This window comes from Mitsuaria sp. BK037 (genome assembly GCF_014193045.1).
Classification (GTDB): Bacteria; Pseudomonadota; Gammaproteobacteria; order Burkholderiales; family Burkholderiaceae_C; genus Roseateles.
In genome coordinates, this window is sequence record NZ_JACHYS010000003.1 from 235,770 (window position 1) to 252,413 (window position 16,644).

Below are 16,644 nucleotides of genomic sequence, written 5' to 3' on the forward strand. Positions count from 1 at the left end.
GGGGCATGGGCCGCGCCGCTGCCCCGCCCAACGGGGACAAGCGCCCCGCTTTCATCGTCACTCCACGGAGGGCTTGCCATGAGCGCCATCAACTTCGCCTACACGATCGTCTACGTCGAGGACGTGGGCGCGTCGCTGGACTTCTTCGAACGGGCATTCGGCCTGACGCGCCGTTTCCTGCACGAGTCCGGCGCCTATGGCGAGCTCGAGACCGGCGCCACCACCCTGTCCTTCGCGCGCCACGACATCGCGCGCGGCAACCTCGGTCAGGACTACCGCAAGGCCGCGGACGGCGCGCCGCTGGGGATGGAGGTCGGGCTGTCCACGCCGGACGTGCCGGCCGCCTACGCGCGTGCCCTGGGCGCCGGCGCGCAAGGCCTGACCCCGCCGATGACCAAGCCCTGGGGCCAGGTGGTCGCCTACCTGCGCTGCCCCGACGGCACCCTGGTCGAGATCTGCACCCCGATCTGACCGGCGCCTAGGCGTCGTCCCGCGCGCCGGGCCGGGGCTCCACGACGATGCGCGCATGGCGCTGGAAGGTGAAGTACGCCCAGGCCCAGTCCGCGAAGACGCGGACCCGGTTGCGGAAGCCGATCAGGAAATAGACGTGCACGAACAGCCAGAACAGCCACGCGGAGAACCCGCTGAACTGGATCGTCCCCAGGTCGGCGACCGCCGCCTTGCGGCCGATGGTCGCGAGGTTGCCGTAGTCGCGGTAGCGGAACGGCGGCTCCGAGCGCCCCTGCAGGCGCGCGAGGATCTGCCGCGCCGCATGCCGGCCGGCCTGCTTCGCGCCGGGGCTGACGCCCGGCACCGGCTTGCGGCTGCCGTCCTTTTCCAGGCTGGTCGCGGCGGCCATGTCACCGACGACGTAGACCTCGGGATGGCCGGGGATGTTCATCTGCTCGTCGACGATCACCCGTCCCGCGCGGTCCAGCGGCACGCCCAGCGTGCGCGCCAGCGGCGAAGCGGCGACGCCGGCGGCCCACACCTTGGTGCGGGAGGCGATCCGTTCGCGGGTGCCGTCGGCGGTCTGGAGGTCCACGCCCTCCTCGTCGATGCCGACGACGCGGCAGCCGGTGCGCACCACCACGCCGATGCGCTCGAGCTGCGCCTGGGCCTGCGCCGACTGCGCCGGCTTGAAGGCGGCCAGCACCCGGTCGGACCCCTCCACCAGCAGCACCTGGGCGCGGCCCGGGTCGATGCGGCGGAACTCGTCGCGCAGCGTGTGGCGGGCGATCTCGGCCAGCGTGCCGGCCATCTCCACGCCAGTGGGCCCGCCGCCGATGACGACGAAGTTGAGCCAGGGCGCGTGGTCGGCGGGATCGGGCAGGGTCTCGGCGCGCTCGAAGGCGCTCAGCAGGCGCGCGCGCAGCTGGAAGGCGTCGGCCAGCGTCTTGAGGCCTGGCGCATGCGCCTGCCACTGGTCGTTGCCGAAGTAGCTGTGCGTCGCGCCGGCGGCGGCGATCAGGTGGTCGTAGCGCAGGCGCTGTCCGTCGCCGAGCACGACCTCGCGGGCCTGGACATCGATGGTGTCGACCTCGGCCATCAGCACCGTGAGGTTGCGCTGGTGGCGTCGCATGTGCCGGATCGGCGACGCGATCGACGGCGCGGTGAGGCCGGCCGTCGCGACCTGATACAGCAGCGGCTGGAACAGGTGGTGGTTGCTGCGGTCGATCAAGGTGATGCGGACCGGGGCACCGTCGAGGACCTTGGTGGCCTCCAGGCCACCGAACCCGCAACCGATGATCACGACATGGGGAAGCGCAACATGTGGGTCAGCCATGCGGCACATCGTAGCGGGGATGACGACTCGGATAGGTGGGGCCCATCGCTGACAATGGTGGGATGCGCCGCGCCGACCGCCTGTTCCAGATCGTCCAACTCATCCGTGGACGCCGTCTCACGACGGCCGAGTTCCTGTCCCAGCGGCTGGAGGTCTCGATCCGCACCGTCTATCGCGACGTGGCCGCGCTGCAGCAGCAGGGCGTGCCGATCGATGGCGAGGCGGGCGTCGGTTATCGGATGCGGGTCGGCTTCGAGCTGCCGCCGCTGATGTTCAGCGCCGAGGAAGCCCAATCACTGGTCGCCGCGGTGCGGCTGGCCCAGCCGCAGCTCGACGCCGTGCTCGGGCAGCGCGCCGAGGAGGCGCTCGGCAAGATCTTCGCGGTGCTGCCGGGCTCGGCGCGCGCCGCCGCGGAGAGCCTGACCGTCTACGCGCCGCAGCGCGGCCTGGACAACGCCACCCGCGAGCGCCTGACGCAGCTGCGCCTGGCCACCGAGTCCCGCACCAAGCTGCGGCTGCACTACCTCGACCTGAGCGAGCAGACCAGCTCCCGCGTCGTGCGGCCGCTGGCCTGCTTCTTCTGGGGACCGGTGTGGACCTTCTCCGCCTGGTGCGAGCTGCGCGAGGACTTCCGCAGCTTCCGCGTCGACCGGGTGCAGCAGCTGGAACTGCTGGAGGAGCGTTTCCGCGACGAACCCGGCAAGACGCTCGCCGATCTGCAGCGGCGCGAGAACGCGCGCGAGAACTGGGCCTAGCGGGCGCCGAGCCCGCCGGGCCCGGAAGCGACAAGCGCCTCAGCGCAGCGCGACGCCCTGCGGCAGCGCCGCGGCGCGCGGTCGCCAGCGCAGCAGCGGCGCCTCGATCCAGCGATGGAAAGGCACCGCCGCCATGTTGCTCAGCAGCCAGGCCGCCAGCAGCGCCAGCGGCGCGAGCGCGTCCAGCATCAGGGCCGGGCTCTCGGCGCGGTGCTCGTAGATCGCGTTCACCAGCAGGCAGACCGGGAAGTGCACCAGGAAGAGCGCGTAGGCATGGCGCGCCAGCGTCTGCACCGGCGCCTGGCCGTGCCGCTGGAACCACGCCGGCAGCGTGCCGCGGTGCCACAGCGCGATGACCGCCGCGGTCAGCGCGGCCACGACCAGGCGCTCGCGGAACTCCAGCGCCAGCGCGACAGCCATCAAGCCGCCCAGCGCCAGCAGCCCGGCGCGGCGCGCCCGCGGCGTCCAGCCCTGGCACCAGCAGAGCAGCACGCCCAGGCCATAGGCGCCGAAGAAGTAGATGGCACAGACGTCCAGCTCGGCCATCCGGTTGAACTGGAGCAGCGACGCCGCGCACAGGGCGCCGACCAGCGCCAGCGCGAGCTCCTGGCGTCTGGCGCCGGGTAGCGGCAGGCAGCGCAGGCCCCACATCACCAGCAGCAGCAGCGCGAAGAGCTGGAAGTCGATCGCCACGTACCAGGCGCCGACGGTGAGCGCCTCGACCGGCAGCAGGTCCTGCAGCAGCAGCGCATGGGCCAGGATCTGCGCCAGTTCCACCTGTTCCGGCACCAGGTCCGGCAGCAGGGGCGCCACCAGCCAGGAACTCAGCAACGTCAGCCCGACGGCGGCCATGAACGGCGGCACCAGGCGCCAGTAGCGCTGGGCCAGCAGCGCCGGCGCCGAGCGGCGCAGCTGCGGCTCCTGCGCCGCGAGCGCCCGCGCGCTCAGGTAGCCGCCCAGCACCAGGAAGACCTGCACGGCCATGCGCCCGTAGTCGTAGAGCCAGCCGGTCAGCAGCGGGAACAGCCGGTGCATGGCTTCCGCGATCGGTCCGTAGACCGACAGGTGATGCAACACGATCAGTTGCGCGGCGGTGGCGCGCAGCGCGTCCAGCGGGAACAGGCGAGAGGCCATCGGGAATCGGGAATCGGCGGAAAGCAGTCGCCGACGAGCCTGGGTCTCGCTCGGCGCAAAAACGAAGCGGCCACCGCGAGGTGGCCGTTGAGGCGCCAATTCTATAAGCAAATCAACGAGTTACATCGAGTTCGTTTGCATCACGCCCGGCGCACCGCCGCATGACAGCGGACTCACATCAGACCAACGCCACGCTCACGTCACGCTCACATTCCGCTCACGACGACCGCCACGTCGCCATGAGGAGGTCAATCGCTCACCGCTTGGCGCGCGGGCCGCGCGCACGGGGCTTGGGGGGCGGGAACAAGGTGCCGTTGAATATCGCGGCGAACCAGCCCAGGTACCAGTCGACGAGGCGCTGCGGCCAGGGCTTGGGCGGCGCCTTCACCGGCCGCGGGCGGTCGGACGGATGGCGGCGCTCGACGGCGGCGGCGATGCCGGCGAGCCGCTCGCGCAGCGCCATCAGGCCGGCGACCTTGGTGGGGGTCTCGCGCTCGGCCTGGATCACGAGCGCCACATGCAGCAGCGCGCGGTCCTCGCCCAGCGACGCCAGCCGCAGCTGCGCCTGGCCTTCGACCTTGCCGGTGCGAGGGCCGCGGCCGTCGATGCGCAGGCGCAGGCGGCTGGGGACCTCGAGGTCGAGGACGGTCACGACGCCTTCGAAGCCGGGCAGCGCCAGCGCGTAGGACCGCGGCGCGTCGCCGGCCGCGAGACGGGCGCCGTCGGGCAGGCTGTCGGCGAGCAGGGCCAGGTCATGCAGCGCGCGCCAGGCCAGGGCCTGGGACACGGGCAGGGCCAGATCGTCGTCGAGGGCGAGCGTGGGCATGGGCCGGATTGTGGCCCGCCGGCCCGGGCCGAGGCAGGCCGCAACGAATTTCGCTATGGTGCGGGGATGGACAACATGGACCTGCAGGTGCTGCGCCAGGTGCAGCAGTGGCTCGACGCCGATCAGCGCGTCGTGCTGGGCACGATCACCCGGACCTGGGGCTCGGCGCCACGGCCGGTCGGGTCGATCGTCGCGGTGCGCGCGGACGGATTGATCGCCGGCTCGGTCTCGGGCGGCTGCATCGAGGACGACCTGGTTGCGAAGATCCGCGAAGGCGCGCTCAGCCTGCGCACGCCGGAGCTGATCCGCTATGGGGTCGGCGCGGAGGCGGCGCAGCGTTTCGGCCTGCCCTGCGGCGGCACGCTGGAGTTGATGCTGGAGCCGGTGGGATCGCAATCGGCGATCGGCCCGCTGCTGGAGCGGCTCTCGCGCGGCGAGCGGGTGCTGCGCACGCTGGAGCTGGCCACCGGCGCGGTGACGCTGGCGGAGCCGCCGGCGCATTCGCGCGACGGCGCCGACCGGCTGGTGCTGAGCGACACGCGGCTGGTGACCCACCACGGGCCGCAGTGGCGGCTGCTGATCATCGGCGCGGGCCAGATGAGCCAGTACCTGGCGCAGATGGCGCTGGCGCTCGATTACCAGGTGCAGGTCTGCGATCCGCGCGACGACTACCCGTGGACGCTGATCGCGGCGCCCCTGACGCGCGAGATGCCGGACGACGTCGTCCAGCGGCTGCGGCCGGACGGGCACACGGCGGTGGTCGCGCTGACGCACGATCCGAAGCTGGATGACCTCGCGCTGATGGAGGCGCTGCGCAGCCCCGCGTTCTATGTCGGCGCGATCGGCTCGCGGGTGAACCAGGCCAAGCGCCGCGCGCGGCTGAAGGAGCATTTCGACCTGAGCGATGCCCAGCTGGACCGCCTGCACGGCCCGGTGGGCCTGCACATCGGCGCCCGCACGCCGCCCGAGATCGCGCTGGCCATCCTGGCCCACATGACCGCGGAACGCTACGGCGTGCAGGTCGTCAGCAGCGCCTTGCCGGAGGATCGCGGCGAGGCGGGATGCGTGGTCTAGCGGCGCACCCCGCGCTCAGCGCGCTCAGCGCATGCTGTACCCGCGCCCGTCCATGCAGGCCTCCACCGCGCGGTTGAACACGCCGGCGTCGTTCATCGCGGTGGGCTGCGAGGTCGCCCAGCGGTTGCAGTCCTGGCGGTCGGCCTCGGTCTGCGCGGCCGACTGCCCGTGACGCGGATAGATGATCGGGTCCGGCCGCGGCGGCGCCACCGGGGCCGGCGTCGCGGTGTCGGCGCCGGGCGGCGGCGCGACCACGACGTAGCCCGGCTCGCCGGTGGCCACCGTGTAATACGCGCCGTTGGCGTAGTAGTAGGGCAGCCCGCCGATGCGCAGCGTCACGTAGGCGCTGGGCAGGACCGGCACCACGAAGCCGATCGGCGGGGCGATGACGCGGAAGCTCGGCCCCCAGGGCTGGTACCAGACGCCGCCGTGGTACCAGTAGCGGTTGCCGACGAACACCGCGCCGCCCGGCAGGCCGCGGGCCACGTAACCGGGCGCGGGGTAGTAGTGGTCGTGGTGGTAGCGGCTGTCGAAGCGCAGGCCGATGTCGACCCGCGCGCCGCCGCCGTGGTGCTGCGCCGAGGCGACGCCGGCGCTCAGCGCCAGCGCGACGGGAATCAACCAACGAAGCTTGCTCATGATCTGCTCGCGCCGCCGTGCGGCGCCCAGGAAGTCCGGAGGCTTATTGAACGCCGGGCCCTTCGGCCGCGTCTACGGAATGGCGTTTCGCAGGGGTAAAGATCCATTGCCCGTGTCGGTCCGTGCACGGTCAGCGCACGAGCCGCGCATGGGACGGAAGCGGGTCGCGCGCGGTGGCGCAACGGTCGCGCGCGACGATCGGCGATGATGCGCGCCGCCGGGCATCCGCGACGTCACGACATGACGACACGGCCCTCACGGCCTCTCCACGCGCCGCCGGGCGCACGCCTTTCTTGCGACCTCACCTCGCCCCACCTCGACCCCGCCGCCATGATCGAGCTCTACTACTTCCCCAGCAACGCCAGCTTCGCCCCGCACGTGCTCCTGCAGGAACTGGGCGTGCCGTTCCAGCTCCGCCTCGTCGATCGCGATCGCGACGAGCACAAGTCCCCCGAGTTCCTGAAGCTCAATCCCAACGGCCTGCTGCCCGCGCTGCGCGACACGCGCCAGGGCGAGCTGGTGCTGTTCGAGACCGCCGCGATCCTGCTGCACCTGGCCGACACCCATCCCGAGGCCGGCCTGATGCCGCCGCTGGGCAGCGCCGAGCGCGCCCATGCCTACAAGTGGCTGATGTGGCTGACCAACACGCTGCAGCCCACCGTCATCACCTACTACTACCCGGACCGCTTCGTCGCCCCGGGCAACGCCGCCGGCAGCGCCGAGGTCAAAGCCCAGGCGCAGGTGCGCGCCGCGGCGCAGCTGGACCTGCTCGCCGCCGAGTTCGAACGCCACGGCGGTCCGTTCCTGCTCGGCGAGCGCTATTCGGTGCTGGACCCCTTCGCCTTCATGCTGTGCCGCTGGACGCGCAACTTCAGCCATCCCGCGCGCAACCGCCCCGCCCTCGCCGCCTTCCTCGAGCGCATGGCGCAGCGCCCGGCGCTGCTGCGCGCGATCGAGACGGAGCAGCTGCCCAAGCCCTGGTTCTGACCGCCCGCTCAGCGAGGCGGCAGCGCGCGCAGGTAGTCGTAGAGCCGCTGCGCGATGGCGGCCCGCTCCTCGGCGGACATGCCCTCGGCGAGCGCCGGCATCGTCGTGCCGGGCCGCACCGCGGCCGGCGCCAGCAGCCAGCGCTGCCAGGCCGCGGCGTCGTAGCCGCGGACGACGACATCCAGGTCCAGCGGCATCTTGTCGCCGCCGTAGCCGCGGATGCGGTGGCAGCTCAGGCAGTGGGTGCGGGCGAGGTCCGCCGCGTCGGCGTACCGGGCGGCCAGGCCATCCGGCAGCAGCGCGCGCGTCGAGGAGGGCCCCACGCTCACCGACGCCACCTGGTAGGGCCAGAGCGCGCCGCCCTCGGCCTGCAGCGCCTTCGAGGCGCGGTTGTCCCACACGAGGTAATACGGCCCGAGCGGCACCTGCCGCTCGCCTTGCAGGTGGTTGTCGACCTGGAAGGGCCGGCCATCGGCGCGCGCGTGCACCAGCCACGCGCGATGCTGCGCGAAGCGCTCCACCGGAATGCGCGAGACGAAACCATCCAGCGCGCGGAATTCCAGTTCCTGCCCCGGCGCACGCCAACCCGTGCCAAGCACCGCCGTCAACGCCGCGTCGGCGGGCACGCCAAGGTAGCGGACCTCGGGCATGCGTCCGTCACGCATCAGGTGCGGCTCGAGCACGGTGACGGTGACAGCGGCCGTCGCCTTGGCCGTGGCCGCCGCCGTCGCCGGGCCGGACGCGCCGGTTGCCGGCCCGGCGGCCAGTCGCCGCGCGAGCTCCGCCGGTGCCGGCAGGTCCACCGCCAGGGCGGGCATCGCGATGCAGGTCGCGGCGAGCATCGCCAGCGCCAGCACGGCGGCCCGCGCGCCGGGTGCGCCACGTGTGCTCGACACGGACCTCATGGCTTGAGCACCAGCAGGCCGTTCGAATGCGCGCGCACATCGGCCTCGTCCAACCACTCGCGGCGATAACGGCCCTGGGCCAGCAGCGCGGCCTGGTCGGCGTAATGCGCGTCCGGCCAGACGCCGCTCTGCCCGACCGGATTGACGCCGAGCGCCTCCTGCGGCCGCGCGAAGTCGATCAACCGGCGCGTCGACGGTCCGTAGACCACCGGCCACGGCCCGCTGCCGTTGCGCTGCGCGAAGTTGTTGGGCACCTCATGCCCGCCGGGCACCGGGAACGGACCGACGTTGAAGATCCGGTTCAGCGGCTTCTGCCGGCCGAGCGGATGCTCGTGCGTCAGCGTGTGCACCGCGTCCCAGCGCCAGGTCCCGCTGTCGGGGCCCAGCGTCGCCTGCAGGTGCGCGACCGTCGCTTTCCAGGCGCGGCGCACGATGTCGGTCTGCGTCTCGCGCTGCGGCGTCGAGCGGTCATCCCACCAGGGCGAGTCCGCGTCCGCCATCAGTCGCGGCAAGGCGTGATCGAGCGCGCGGGTGCGGCGCAGGTTCTCGAACTGCGCCTCGCCGAGTTCATCCTTGAGCGCCGCCCGCAGCAACTCGGCGGTGAACTGCTGGAACAGCACCGGCGCCACCGCGTCCGCCTTGTAGGCGCCGTTCCAGCGCACCAGCGCCTCGACCAGCGGCTGCTCCTCGACCGAGGCCGATCCGCGCAGCAGCGGGATGATCGGCCGCAGCACGCGCGGGCCGTAGTCGGTCTGCACGTCCAGCTGCAGCGCCTGGCTGTTGTGGATGTCCCAGCGCTTGCCCTGGCTCAGCAGCCCGTCCAGGCGCCGGCCGCGCTCGGCCAGGTTGTAGTAGCCCGCCACCGGCGTGTCCCCGGTCGGCTGGAAATTGGCCGACACGATGTAGCCGCGCGCCGGGTTCTCTTCGTGCGGATTGGCCGAGAACGGCAGGAAGCCCGGCTTGTCGGCCTCGCCGGTCGCGCCGTCCAGCACGAAGGCCGGATTCACGCCCGGCGGCCGCTGCGGCAGCTTCGCGGCCGCCCACCAGGCGATGTCGCCACTGGCGTTGGCCCACACGATGTTCAGCCCCGGCGCATGCACCAGGCTCGCCGCGTCGCGCGCGCGGTCCAGCGTGTCGGCGCGGCCCAGCCGGTAGAAGCCGTCGAGCACCGGGTTCTCGGTCTCCAGGAAGGCCCACCACATCGCGACCGGGCGCTCGCCGCGGTCGCCCGGCAGCGCGTCGTTGACGATGGGCCCGTGCGGCGAGCGGCGCAGCGTCAGCACCTGGTCGGGCTGGCCCTTGACCTTGAGCGTCTCCTGCCGCGCGGTCATCGCGACCCAGCGGCCCTGGTACCAGACCTCGTTGGCGTTGGCCGGGTTGACCTTCTCGGCGATCAGGTCGACGTCGTCGTTCTGGAACATCGTCAGGCTCCAGCCGAAGCGCCGGTTGTGTCCCAGCAGCGCCATCGGGTTGAGCGCGAGGTGATGCCCGTAGAGCTCGAACTGCGGCGTGCGCAGGTGCGCCTCCCACCACACGGCCGGCGCCGAATACGCGATGTGCGGATCGCCCGCCAGCAGCGGCTTGCCGCTGACGGTGCGGCTGCCCGACACGACCCAGGCATTGCTGCCCTCGAACTGCGGCAGCCCGGCCAGCGCCGCCGCCTGGTCGCCGACCGCGGCCAGCCGCGCCAGCATCGGCGCCACGTCGGGGAAGCGCCCGCGCGGCGCGTCCAGCGCCTGCGGCTCCAGCACGCCGGAGGGATGCCAGTCCAGGTCGAAGATGCGCAGGTAGTCGGGACCGAGCTGATCCCGCACCGCGGTCAATGCCGGCTCGGTGCGGAAGGCCGCGGCGAAGCTGTAGGCCAGGTAGCCGGCGATGCTGTAGGTGTCCGCAGCGGTGAACGGGCGCTTGGGGATGCCCAGGACCTCGAACTCCAGCGGCGCGGGCCGCGTCGCCTGGTACTGGTTGACGCCGTCCAGGTAGGCATACAGCGCGCGGGTCGCTCCGGGCTGGGCGGTGATGGCCGCGCTCGCCGCGGCGAGTTCATCGGCGCGCTGGCGGATGCCGAGCGCGCGGAACAGGCGGTCGGTGTCGACCAGCTTGGGCCCGAGCACCTCCGCCAGCTCGCCGCGCGCCAGCCGGCGCAGCATCTCCATCTGGAACAGCCGGTCCTGCGCATGCAGGTAGCCGAGCGCGCGGTAGAGGTCGTCCTCGTTGCGCGCGTCGATGTGGGGCACGCCCCACTCGTCGTAGCGGACGGTGACCGGCGCGCTCAGGCCGGACAGCTGCAGCTCGCCGTCGCGCTGCGGCAGCTTCTGGTGGACATGCCAGGCCGCGGCCGCGGCGCCCAGCGCCGCCAGCACGGCGACCGTGAGCGCGCCGCGCTTCAGCCAGCGACCCACGCTCATGAACGGACCGGTTGCCGCAGGTGGGACAGCGCCTCGACGCGCTTGATCAGCTCGCGGTCGTTCCAGGGCTTGTGGAACATGCCGTACAGGCCCTGCACCTGGTGCAGCCGGGCGTGCAGCTCCTCATGGCCGCTGATGGCGATGATGGGCAGGTCCTCGGTCGCCATCGCGCCCTGCACCGCCTTGATCAGCTCGAAGCCGTCCATGTTGGGCATCTCCAGGTCGGTGATCAGCACGCCGAAGCGGGTCTGGCCGAGCAGCTCCATCGCCTCCACGCCGTCGCGCGCGGCGACCACCTCGTGGCCGGCTTCGCTGAACAGCTTCAGCAACTTGGCGCGCACGACCGCCGAGTCGTCGACCACCAGCAGCGGCAGGCGCTCGGGCGAGGCGGCGGTCGCGGGGGACGTGGCGGCGGGCGCCGCGGCGGGGGCCGAGCTGGCGCGGGCGGCCGGGCCGGGCGGCAGGGGACGGGGCGATGGCGGCGGCGCGCCCACGTCGCGATAGTCGCCACGGCGCACCGTGATGATGATGATCACGATGGCCAGCGGGACCACGATCAGCAGCGGCAACAGGAACGGCTGCAGGGTCTCAGGCAATTCAAACGGCATGCGGCTCTCCGACTCCTCCCCAAACCGCGCACGCTACACCGGCCGCAAGACGGCCTGTAGAGGAAAAGCCCTCTCGGTGGACGGCCGGCGCGCGAGCTCCGACGAGCCGCCGTCGCGCCTCGCCGGCTGACGCGGCCACGCGACAGCGCGCCGCCGCCGCGTCCCTGCATCAGGGGGCTTGCACGGCTTCATGCCCAGCTCAGCGCGGACAGGTCGTTGGCGAACAGCGGGGTGCGGCTCCACAGGCCCTTCAGGCCGGCCCGCGCCACCGTGATCCATTGGGGCTGGTAGAGGAAGGCCGCGACCGCGTCCTCGGCGACCTGGCGCTGGGCCTGGCCGAAGAGCCGGGTCCGCTCGGCCGGATCGGCGCTGCCCTGCATGCGCTCGTACAGCGCGTTGAAGGCGGGGCTGCGGTAGCCCCAGTAGTAGTCCGCCCGCGCGAAGTTGCCGAAGTCGTAGGGCTCCACATGCGCGATGACGGTCAGGTCGTAGGCCTTGCTGCCGTAGACGCTGGACAGCCACTGGGCCCATTCGATCTGCTCGATCCGGGCGGTGATGCCGACCGCCGCCAACTGCGCCGCGATCAGCTCGCCGCCCTGGCGCGCGTACGGCACCGGCGGCAGCTTCAGCGACAGGGACAGCCCGGTCGCCTTGGCCTGGGCCAGCAGCGCCTTCGCGGCGGCCGGGTCGTAGGCGTTGATCGCGGTGCAGTCGACGTAGCCCGGCGCGTCCGGCGTGACGAAGCTGCCGATCGGCACGCCATAGCCATCGGCGCTGGCCTGGATGACGGCCTTGCGGTCGATCGCCATCGCGATGGCGCGGCGCACGCGGACGTCGCCCAGCGGCGGCCGCTGGTGGTTGATGGCCAGGATGGTCTTGGCGCGCGACGAGGCGGTGATCACCTGGAAGCGCCGCGGCTGCGCCTTGAACTGGGACAGCGCCCGGGCCGCGGCCACGCGCGGGAAGGCGTCCACGTCGCCGGCCAGCAGCGCGGCGACCTGCGCGGCCGGTTCGCCGATGAAGCGGAACTGCACCCGCGGGATCCGGATCGAGGCCGCATCGCGGAAGCCCGGCCAGGCGGCGACGGTGAGGCTGGCGCCGCGCTGCCACTGGGCGACGCGGTAGGGCCCGGTGCCCACCGGGTTCTGCGCGTTGCCGGCGGCGCTGCCGGGCTCGACGATCACCGCCGTCGCCTGCGCCAGCAGCGCCGGCAGGTCGGGCTCCGGATGCCTGAGCGTCAGCACCGCGGTCAGCGGATCGGGCGTCGCGATCGCGGCGATGTTCTCGAAGACACGGCGGTCCTTGTTGAGGCTGTTCGGCGCGGCCGCGCGCTCGAAGCTGAACTTCACCGCCGTGGCGTCAAAGGGCGCGCCGTTGTGGAAGCGCACGCCCGGACGCAGCGTGAAGGTCCAGGTCTTCTGGTCCGCCGAGGCGCTCCAGCGCAGCGCCAGCAGCGGCTTGGCCGAGCCGTCCTCGGCCACCTTGGTCAGCGGCTCCAGCACGTTGTAGAGCACGATCTCGCCGATGGCGGCGGCGGCGCCGGCGGTCGGGTCCAGGCCCGGCGGCTCGAGGGTCATGCCCAGCACCAGCGGCCGCCCGCCGGGCGCCTGCGCGAAGGCCGGCAGCGCGGCGCCGAGGCTGGCGCCGACGGCGCCGATCGAGAGCCGGTGGAAACGGCGGCGGTCCAGGGAGGTGTCCATGGCCGCGGATCATGCCAAAGCGGCCAGCAGGTCCCGGGTGTAGGGATGCCGGGGATCGCCCAGCACGCGCGCGGCCGGGCCCTGCTCGACCGCTTCGCCGCCGCGCAGCACCAGCGCGTGGTCGCACAGCACCTCGACGGCCGCGAGGTCGTGGCTGACGATGACCAGGCTGATGCCGTCGCGCCGCTGCAGCTCGCGCAGCAGCGCCAGGATCTGCGCCTGCACCGAGACGTCCAGCGCGGACAGCGGCTCGTCCGCGACGATCAGGCGGGGGCGCGTCGCCAGCGCCCGCGCGATCGCCAGGCGCTGGCGCTGGCCGCCGGAGAACTGGTGCGGGAAGCGCAGCGCCGCGTCGGGCTCCAGGCCGACCTCGGCCAGCACCTCCAGCAGCCGCGCCTGGCGCTCGGCGTCGGTCATCGGCAGCGCGGCGAGCGGCTCCACCACGCTGCGGCCGACGCGCCAGCGCGGATCCAGCGAGCCGTAGGGATCCTGGAACACCATCTGCACGCCGGGCCGCAGCGCGCGCCGCGCGGCGGCGGGCATCGCGTTCACGTCCTGGCCGGACCAGCGGACCCGGCCGTGGCGAGGCCGTTCCAGCGCCATGACCAGGCGCGCCAGCGTGCTCTTGCCGGCCCCCGACTCGCCGATGATGCCGAGCGACTCGCCGGCCGGCAGCGTGAACGAGATGTCCTTGAGCACCGTGCGGCCGCCGTAGCGCTGGCCCAGGCCCTCGACCTCGAGCAGCGGAGCCGCTGGCGAGGACGACGGCGCCGGAGTCCGGCCGATGACCCCGCTCATGTCGACACCTCCCAGCAGGCGAGCCGGCCGTCGAAACGAGGCGGCTCCGCGGCGCAGCGGGCGGTCGCCAGCGGGCAGCGCGGCGCGAACGGGCAGCCGTCGCCGAGCTGCGCCAGCGCCGGCACGTTGCCCTTGAGCGGATGCAGCGGCTGGCCGCGGCCGGCGCCCAGCCGCGGCCGCGCCGCCCACAGCGCCTGCGTGTAGGGGTGGCGCGGCTGCGCCAGCAGGTCCGCCGCGACGCCCTGCTCCATGACGCGTCCGCCGTAGAGGATCAGCAGGCGATCGACGCGGCGCGCCGTCAGCGCGAGGTCGTGCGAGATCAGCAGCAGCCCCATGCCGCGCTCGGCGACCAGCTCGCGCAGCAGTTCCAGGACCTGCACGCGCAGCCGCGCATCAAGGGCCGTGGTCGGCTCGTCGGCGATCAGCAGTTCCGGCTCTGCGGCGAGCGCCATCGCGATCAGCGCCCGCTGGCGCTGGCCGCCGGAGAGCTGGTGCGGATAGGCGCAGGCCTGCCGCTCCTCGAGGCCGACGCGCGCCAGCAGCGCCAGCGCGCGCTGGCGGGCGCTCGCGCGGTCCGGCGCGAGGCGGTGCAGGCGGATCGGCTCCATCACCTGCGCCAGCACGCGCTGCAGTGGGTTGAGCGCCGTCAGCGGCTCCTGGAACACCATCGCGACACGGCGGCCGCGCAGGCCGCACCAGTCGTCCTCGTCGAGCGCGAGCAGCTCCCGCCCGTCCAGGGCGATGCGGCCGGTGGCCCGCGCGCCGTCCGGCAGCAGCCCCATCACGGCCAGCGCCGTCAGCGTCTTGCCGCTGCCGGACTCGCCGATCAGCGCCAGGCACTCGCCGCGGTCCAGCCTCAGGTCGATGCCACGCAGCGCATGCAGCGCCGCGCCGCCCCGCCCGGCCAGCCACACCTGCAGGTCGCGGACCTCGAGCAGCGGCGCGCTCATCGCGGCAGCTCCTTGGGATCGAGCCGGTCGCGCAGGCCGTCGCCCAGCAGGTTCAGGCCCAGCACCGCCAGCGTGATCGCGAGGCCCGGCGCGAGCGCCAGCTGCGGCGCCTCGAACATCAGCGTCTGAGCCTCGGCGAGCAGCCGTCCCCAGCTGGCCTGCGGCGGCTGGGTGCCCAGGCCGAGATAGGACAGGCCGGCCTCGGCCAGGATGGCCAGCGCGAAGCTGGTCGTGCCCTGCACGATCAGCAGCGGCAGCAGCTGCGGCAGCACATGGCGCACCGTGATCGCCCACCGGCCCTGCCCCGCGACGCGGGCGGCCAGCACGAAGTCGCGCGCCCACCAGCTCTTGGCGCTGCCATTGACCAGCCGCGCGAAGGACGGCACCGCATGCAGGCCGATCGCCGCCATCGCCACCGTCATGCCAGGCCCCAGCGCCGCCGCCAGCAGGATCGCCAGCAACAGCGCGGGAAAGGCGTAGCCCAGGTCGGCGCCGCGCAGGATCAGCGCCTCCACCGCGCCGCGCCGCGCGGCCGCGACCAGCCCGAGCGCGGTGCCGGCCAGCAGCCCGATGCCGACGGCCACCAGGCCCACCAGCCAGGCACTGCGCGCCCCGGCCATCAGGCGGCTGAGGACGTCGCGGCCGAGCTGGTCGCAGCCCAGCCAGTGCGCCGGGCTTGGCGCGGCCAGGCGGCGGGCCATGTCGATCTGCTCGGGCGGCCAGGGGGTCCAGACCAGCGACAGCAGCGCCGCCAGCAGCAGCGCGGCGGTCAGCACGGCGCCCGCGAGGAAGCCGGCGCGCCTCATGCCCCACCTCACGCCGGACTTCATGCCGGACCTCACGTCGGACCTCACGTCGGACCTCATGCTGTCCTTGGCACCGTCCTTCATGCCGCGCCCTCCGCCTCGACGTCGGCTTCGGCCCGCGTGCGCAGCCGGGGATCGATCCAGCCGTGCAGCAGGTCGATCGCGAAATTCAGCAGCAGCACCAGCGCCGCCAGCCCCATGACGCCGTTGCGCACGACGATCAGGTCGCGGTTGGCGATCGCCTGCGCCATCAGGCGGCCCAGGCCGGGCAAGGTGAAGACGTTCTCGATGACGATGGTGCCGGCCAGCAGGTTGGCGAACTGCAGCCCGCCCAGCGTCAGCAGCGGGATCGCGGCATGGCGCAGGCCGTGCCGCCACAGCGCCGCGCGGCGCGAGAGGCCCTTGGCGCGGGCGCTGCGCATGAAGTCCTCGCGGGCGATGTCCAGCAGCGCGGAGCGTGCGATGCGCGCCAGGATCGCCGCCTGCACTACCGCCAGCGCCGCCGCCGGCAGCAGCAGCGCGCGCAGGCCCGGCCAGAAGCCGCCGCCGAGGTCCTCGGACCAGCCGGGGAAACCGCCGGCGTCGACCCACTGCAGCTTCACCGCGAACAGCAGCACCAGCAGCATGCCCAGCCAGAAGCTCGGCACCGCCAGGCCCAGCTGCGTGAGGCCCATCACCAGGTGGTCGCCCGCACGGCCATGCTGGCTGGCCGCCCACCAGCCGGCGCCCAGCGCCAGCACCACCGTCATCGACATCGCCAGCAGCGCCAGCGGCAGGGTCAGGGCCAGGCGCTCGAGGATCAGGTCGGCGACCGGCGCGCCGTAGGCGTAGGACAAGCCGAGGTCGCCGCGCACCAGGCCGGCCAGCCAGGCAAGGTATCGGGACCACGCCGGCTGGTCCAGTCCCAGCTGGCGGGCCAGCGCCGCGACCGCTTCGGGCGGGGCCTCGGGTCCCATGATCAGTTGGGCGGCATTGCCGGGCAGCCATTCCAGCGCGCCGAAGATCAGCGCCGAAGCGGCCAGCAGCGTCAGCAACAGCACCGCCAGGCGCTTGAGCAGGTAAATCATCGCGGGCGGGATCATAGGCGCCGCGCCCCGCGACGGCGTTGCCACGCACCGGGCGGGCGACGGCAACCGGCGTGCCCGCAGCGTCGTCCTTTTTTACAGTTCCGTGTGCGGATTTATCAGATCAATGGAAATTTGACGGCGGATCAACGGTTTGGCGAAGTGGCCCGGCTTATGCATAGGGGAAGCAGGGGAGAACAACAG

General features: G+C 73.0%; 16 protein-coding genes. 4 read left to right on the forward strand and 12 right to left on the reverse strand.

The window, feature by feature from the left end; translation table 11 throughout:
* Positions 1 to 87 precede the first annotated feature (87 nt).
* Complete coding sequence (locus tag FHT37_RS17810; RefSeq protein ID WP_183484150.1) at positions 88 to 471, forward strand: VOC family protein; 384 nt, start codon at positions 88 to 90, stop codon at positions 469 to 471.
* Positions 472 to 478: 7 nt separating this feature from the next.
* Here the strand turns inward: FHT37_RS17810 and FHT37_RS17815 are convergent, their stop codons facing one another.
* Complete coding sequence (locus tag FHT37_RS17815; protein WP_183483346.1) at positions 479 to 1,786, reverse strand: NAD(P)/FAD-dependent oxidoreductase; 1,308 nt, start codon at positions 1,784 to 1,786, stop codon at positions 479 to 481.
* A gap of 62 nt (positions 1,787 to 1,848) precedes the next feature.
* On the opposite strand from FHT37_RS17815, the gene FHT37_RS17820 reads away from it, so the two are divergent.
* Positions 1,849 to 2,541, forward strand: coding sequence for a YafY family protein (locus FHT37_RS17820; protein ID WP_091728927.1), 693 nt, complete (start codon positions 1,849 to 1,851; stop codon positions 2,539 to 2,541).
* A gap of 39 nt (positions 2,542 to 2,580) precedes the next feature.
* Here the strand turns inward: FHT37_RS17820 and FHT37_RS17825 are convergent, their stop codons facing one another.
* Positions 2,581 to 3,675, reverse strand: coding sequence for an acyltransferase (locus FHT37_RS17825; protein ID WP_183483348.1), 1,095 nt, complete (start codon positions 3,673 to 3,675; stop codon positions 2,581 to 2,583).
* 256 nt (positions 3,676 to 3,931) lie between these two features.
* Entirely contained in the window at positions 3,932 to 4,501 is a 570-nt protein-coding gene (locus FHT37_RS17830; protein ID WP_183483350.1) for a CoxG family protein, read from the reverse strand.
* Positions 4,502 to 4,567: 66 nt separating this feature from the next.
* On the opposite strand from FHT37_RS17830, the gene FHT37_RS17835 reads away from it, so the two are divergent.
* A complete protein-coding gene (locus tag FHT37_RS17835; RefSeq protein WP_091728939.1) occupies positions 4,568 to 5,575 on the forward strand; it encodes an XdhC family protein in 1,008 nt (335 codons plus the stop codon).
* Positions 5,576 to 5,599: 24 nt separating this feature from the next.
* Here FHT37_RS17835 and FHT37_RS17840 read toward each other — a convergent pair whose 3' ends face one another.
* Entirely contained in the window at positions 5,600 to 6,214 is a 615-nt protein-coding gene (locus tag FHT37_RS17840; protein WP_183483352.1) for a DUF6515 family protein, read from the reverse strand.
* 330 nt (positions 6,215 to 6,544) lie between these two features.
* Here FHT37_RS17840 and FHT37_RS17845 point away from each other — a divergent pair, with 330 nt between their 5' ends.
* Positions 6,545 to 7,201 carry a glutathione S-transferase family protein gene (locus FHT37_RS17845; RefSeq protein WP_183483354.1) on the forward strand — a complete coding sequence of 219 codons (657 nt, stop codon included), beginning with the start codon at positions 6,545 to 6,547 and terminating at the stop codon, positions 7,199 to 7,201.
* An 8-nt stretch (positions 7,202 to 7,209) separates the two neighbouring features.
* Here the strand turns inward: FHT37_RS17845 and FHT37_RS17850 are convergent, their stop codons facing one another.
* From FHT37_RS17850 to FHT37_RS17885, 8 genes are all read right to left on the reverse strand, one after another.
* Entirely contained in the window at positions 7,210 to 8,106 is an 897-nt protein-coding gene (locus tag FHT37_RS17850) for a hypothetical protein (RefSeq protein WP_183483356.1), read from the reverse strand.
* Positions 8,103 to 10,514, reverse strand: a complete 2,412-nt coding sequence (locus FHT37_RS17855) for a penicillin acylase family protein (RefSeq protein ID WP_183483358.1) — start codon at positions 10,512 to 10,514, stop codon at positions 8,103 to 8,105. The genes FHT37_RS17850 and FHT37_RS17855 overlap by 4 nt, the downstream gene beginning before the upstream one ends.
* Positions 10,511 to 11,122, reverse strand: a complete 612-nt coding sequence (locus FHT37_RS17860; RefSeq protein WP_183483360.1) for a response regulator — start codon at positions 11,120 to 11,122, stop codon at positions 10,511 to 10,513. Before FHT37_RS17860 ends, FHT37_RS17855 begins: the two co-directional genes overlap by 4 nt.
* A gap of 188 nt (positions 11,123 to 11,310) precedes the next feature.
* Entirely contained in the window at positions 11,311 to 12,822 is a 1,512-nt protein-coding gene (locus FHT37_RS17865) for an ABC transporter substrate-binding protein (protein WP_183483362.1), read from the reverse strand.
* 9 nt (positions 12,823 to 12,831) lie between these two features.
* Positions 12,832 to 13,620, reverse strand: coding sequence for an ABC transporter ATP-binding protein (locus FHT37_RS17870; RefSeq protein ID WP_183483364.1), 789 nt, complete (start codon positions 13,618 to 13,620; stop codon positions 12,832 to 12,834).
* On the reverse strand, positions 13,617 to 14,570 hold the full coding sequence (locus FHT37_RS17875; protein WP_183483366.1) for an ABC transporter ATP-binding protein: 954 nt from the start codon (positions 14,568 to 14,570) through the stop codon (positions 13,617 to 13,619). Before FHT37_RS17875 ends, FHT37_RS17870 begins: the two co-directional genes overlap by 4 nt.
* Complete coding sequence (locus FHT37_RS17880; protein ID WP_183484153.1) at positions 14,567 to 15,400, reverse strand: ABC transporter permease; 834 nt, start codon at positions 15,398 to 15,400, stop codon at positions 14,567 to 14,569. Before FHT37_RS17880 ends, FHT37_RS17875 begins: the two co-directional genes overlap by 4 nt.
* A gap of 56 nt (positions 15,401 to 15,456) precedes the next feature.
* Positions 15,457 to 16,443 carry an ABC transporter permease gene (locus tag FHT37_RS17885; protein WP_183483368.1) on the reverse strand — a complete coding sequence of 329 codons (987 nt, stop codon included), beginning with the start codon at positions 16,441 to 16,443 and terminating at the stop codon, positions 15,457 to 15,459.
* Positions 16,444 to 16,644: the final 201 nt, after the last annotated feature.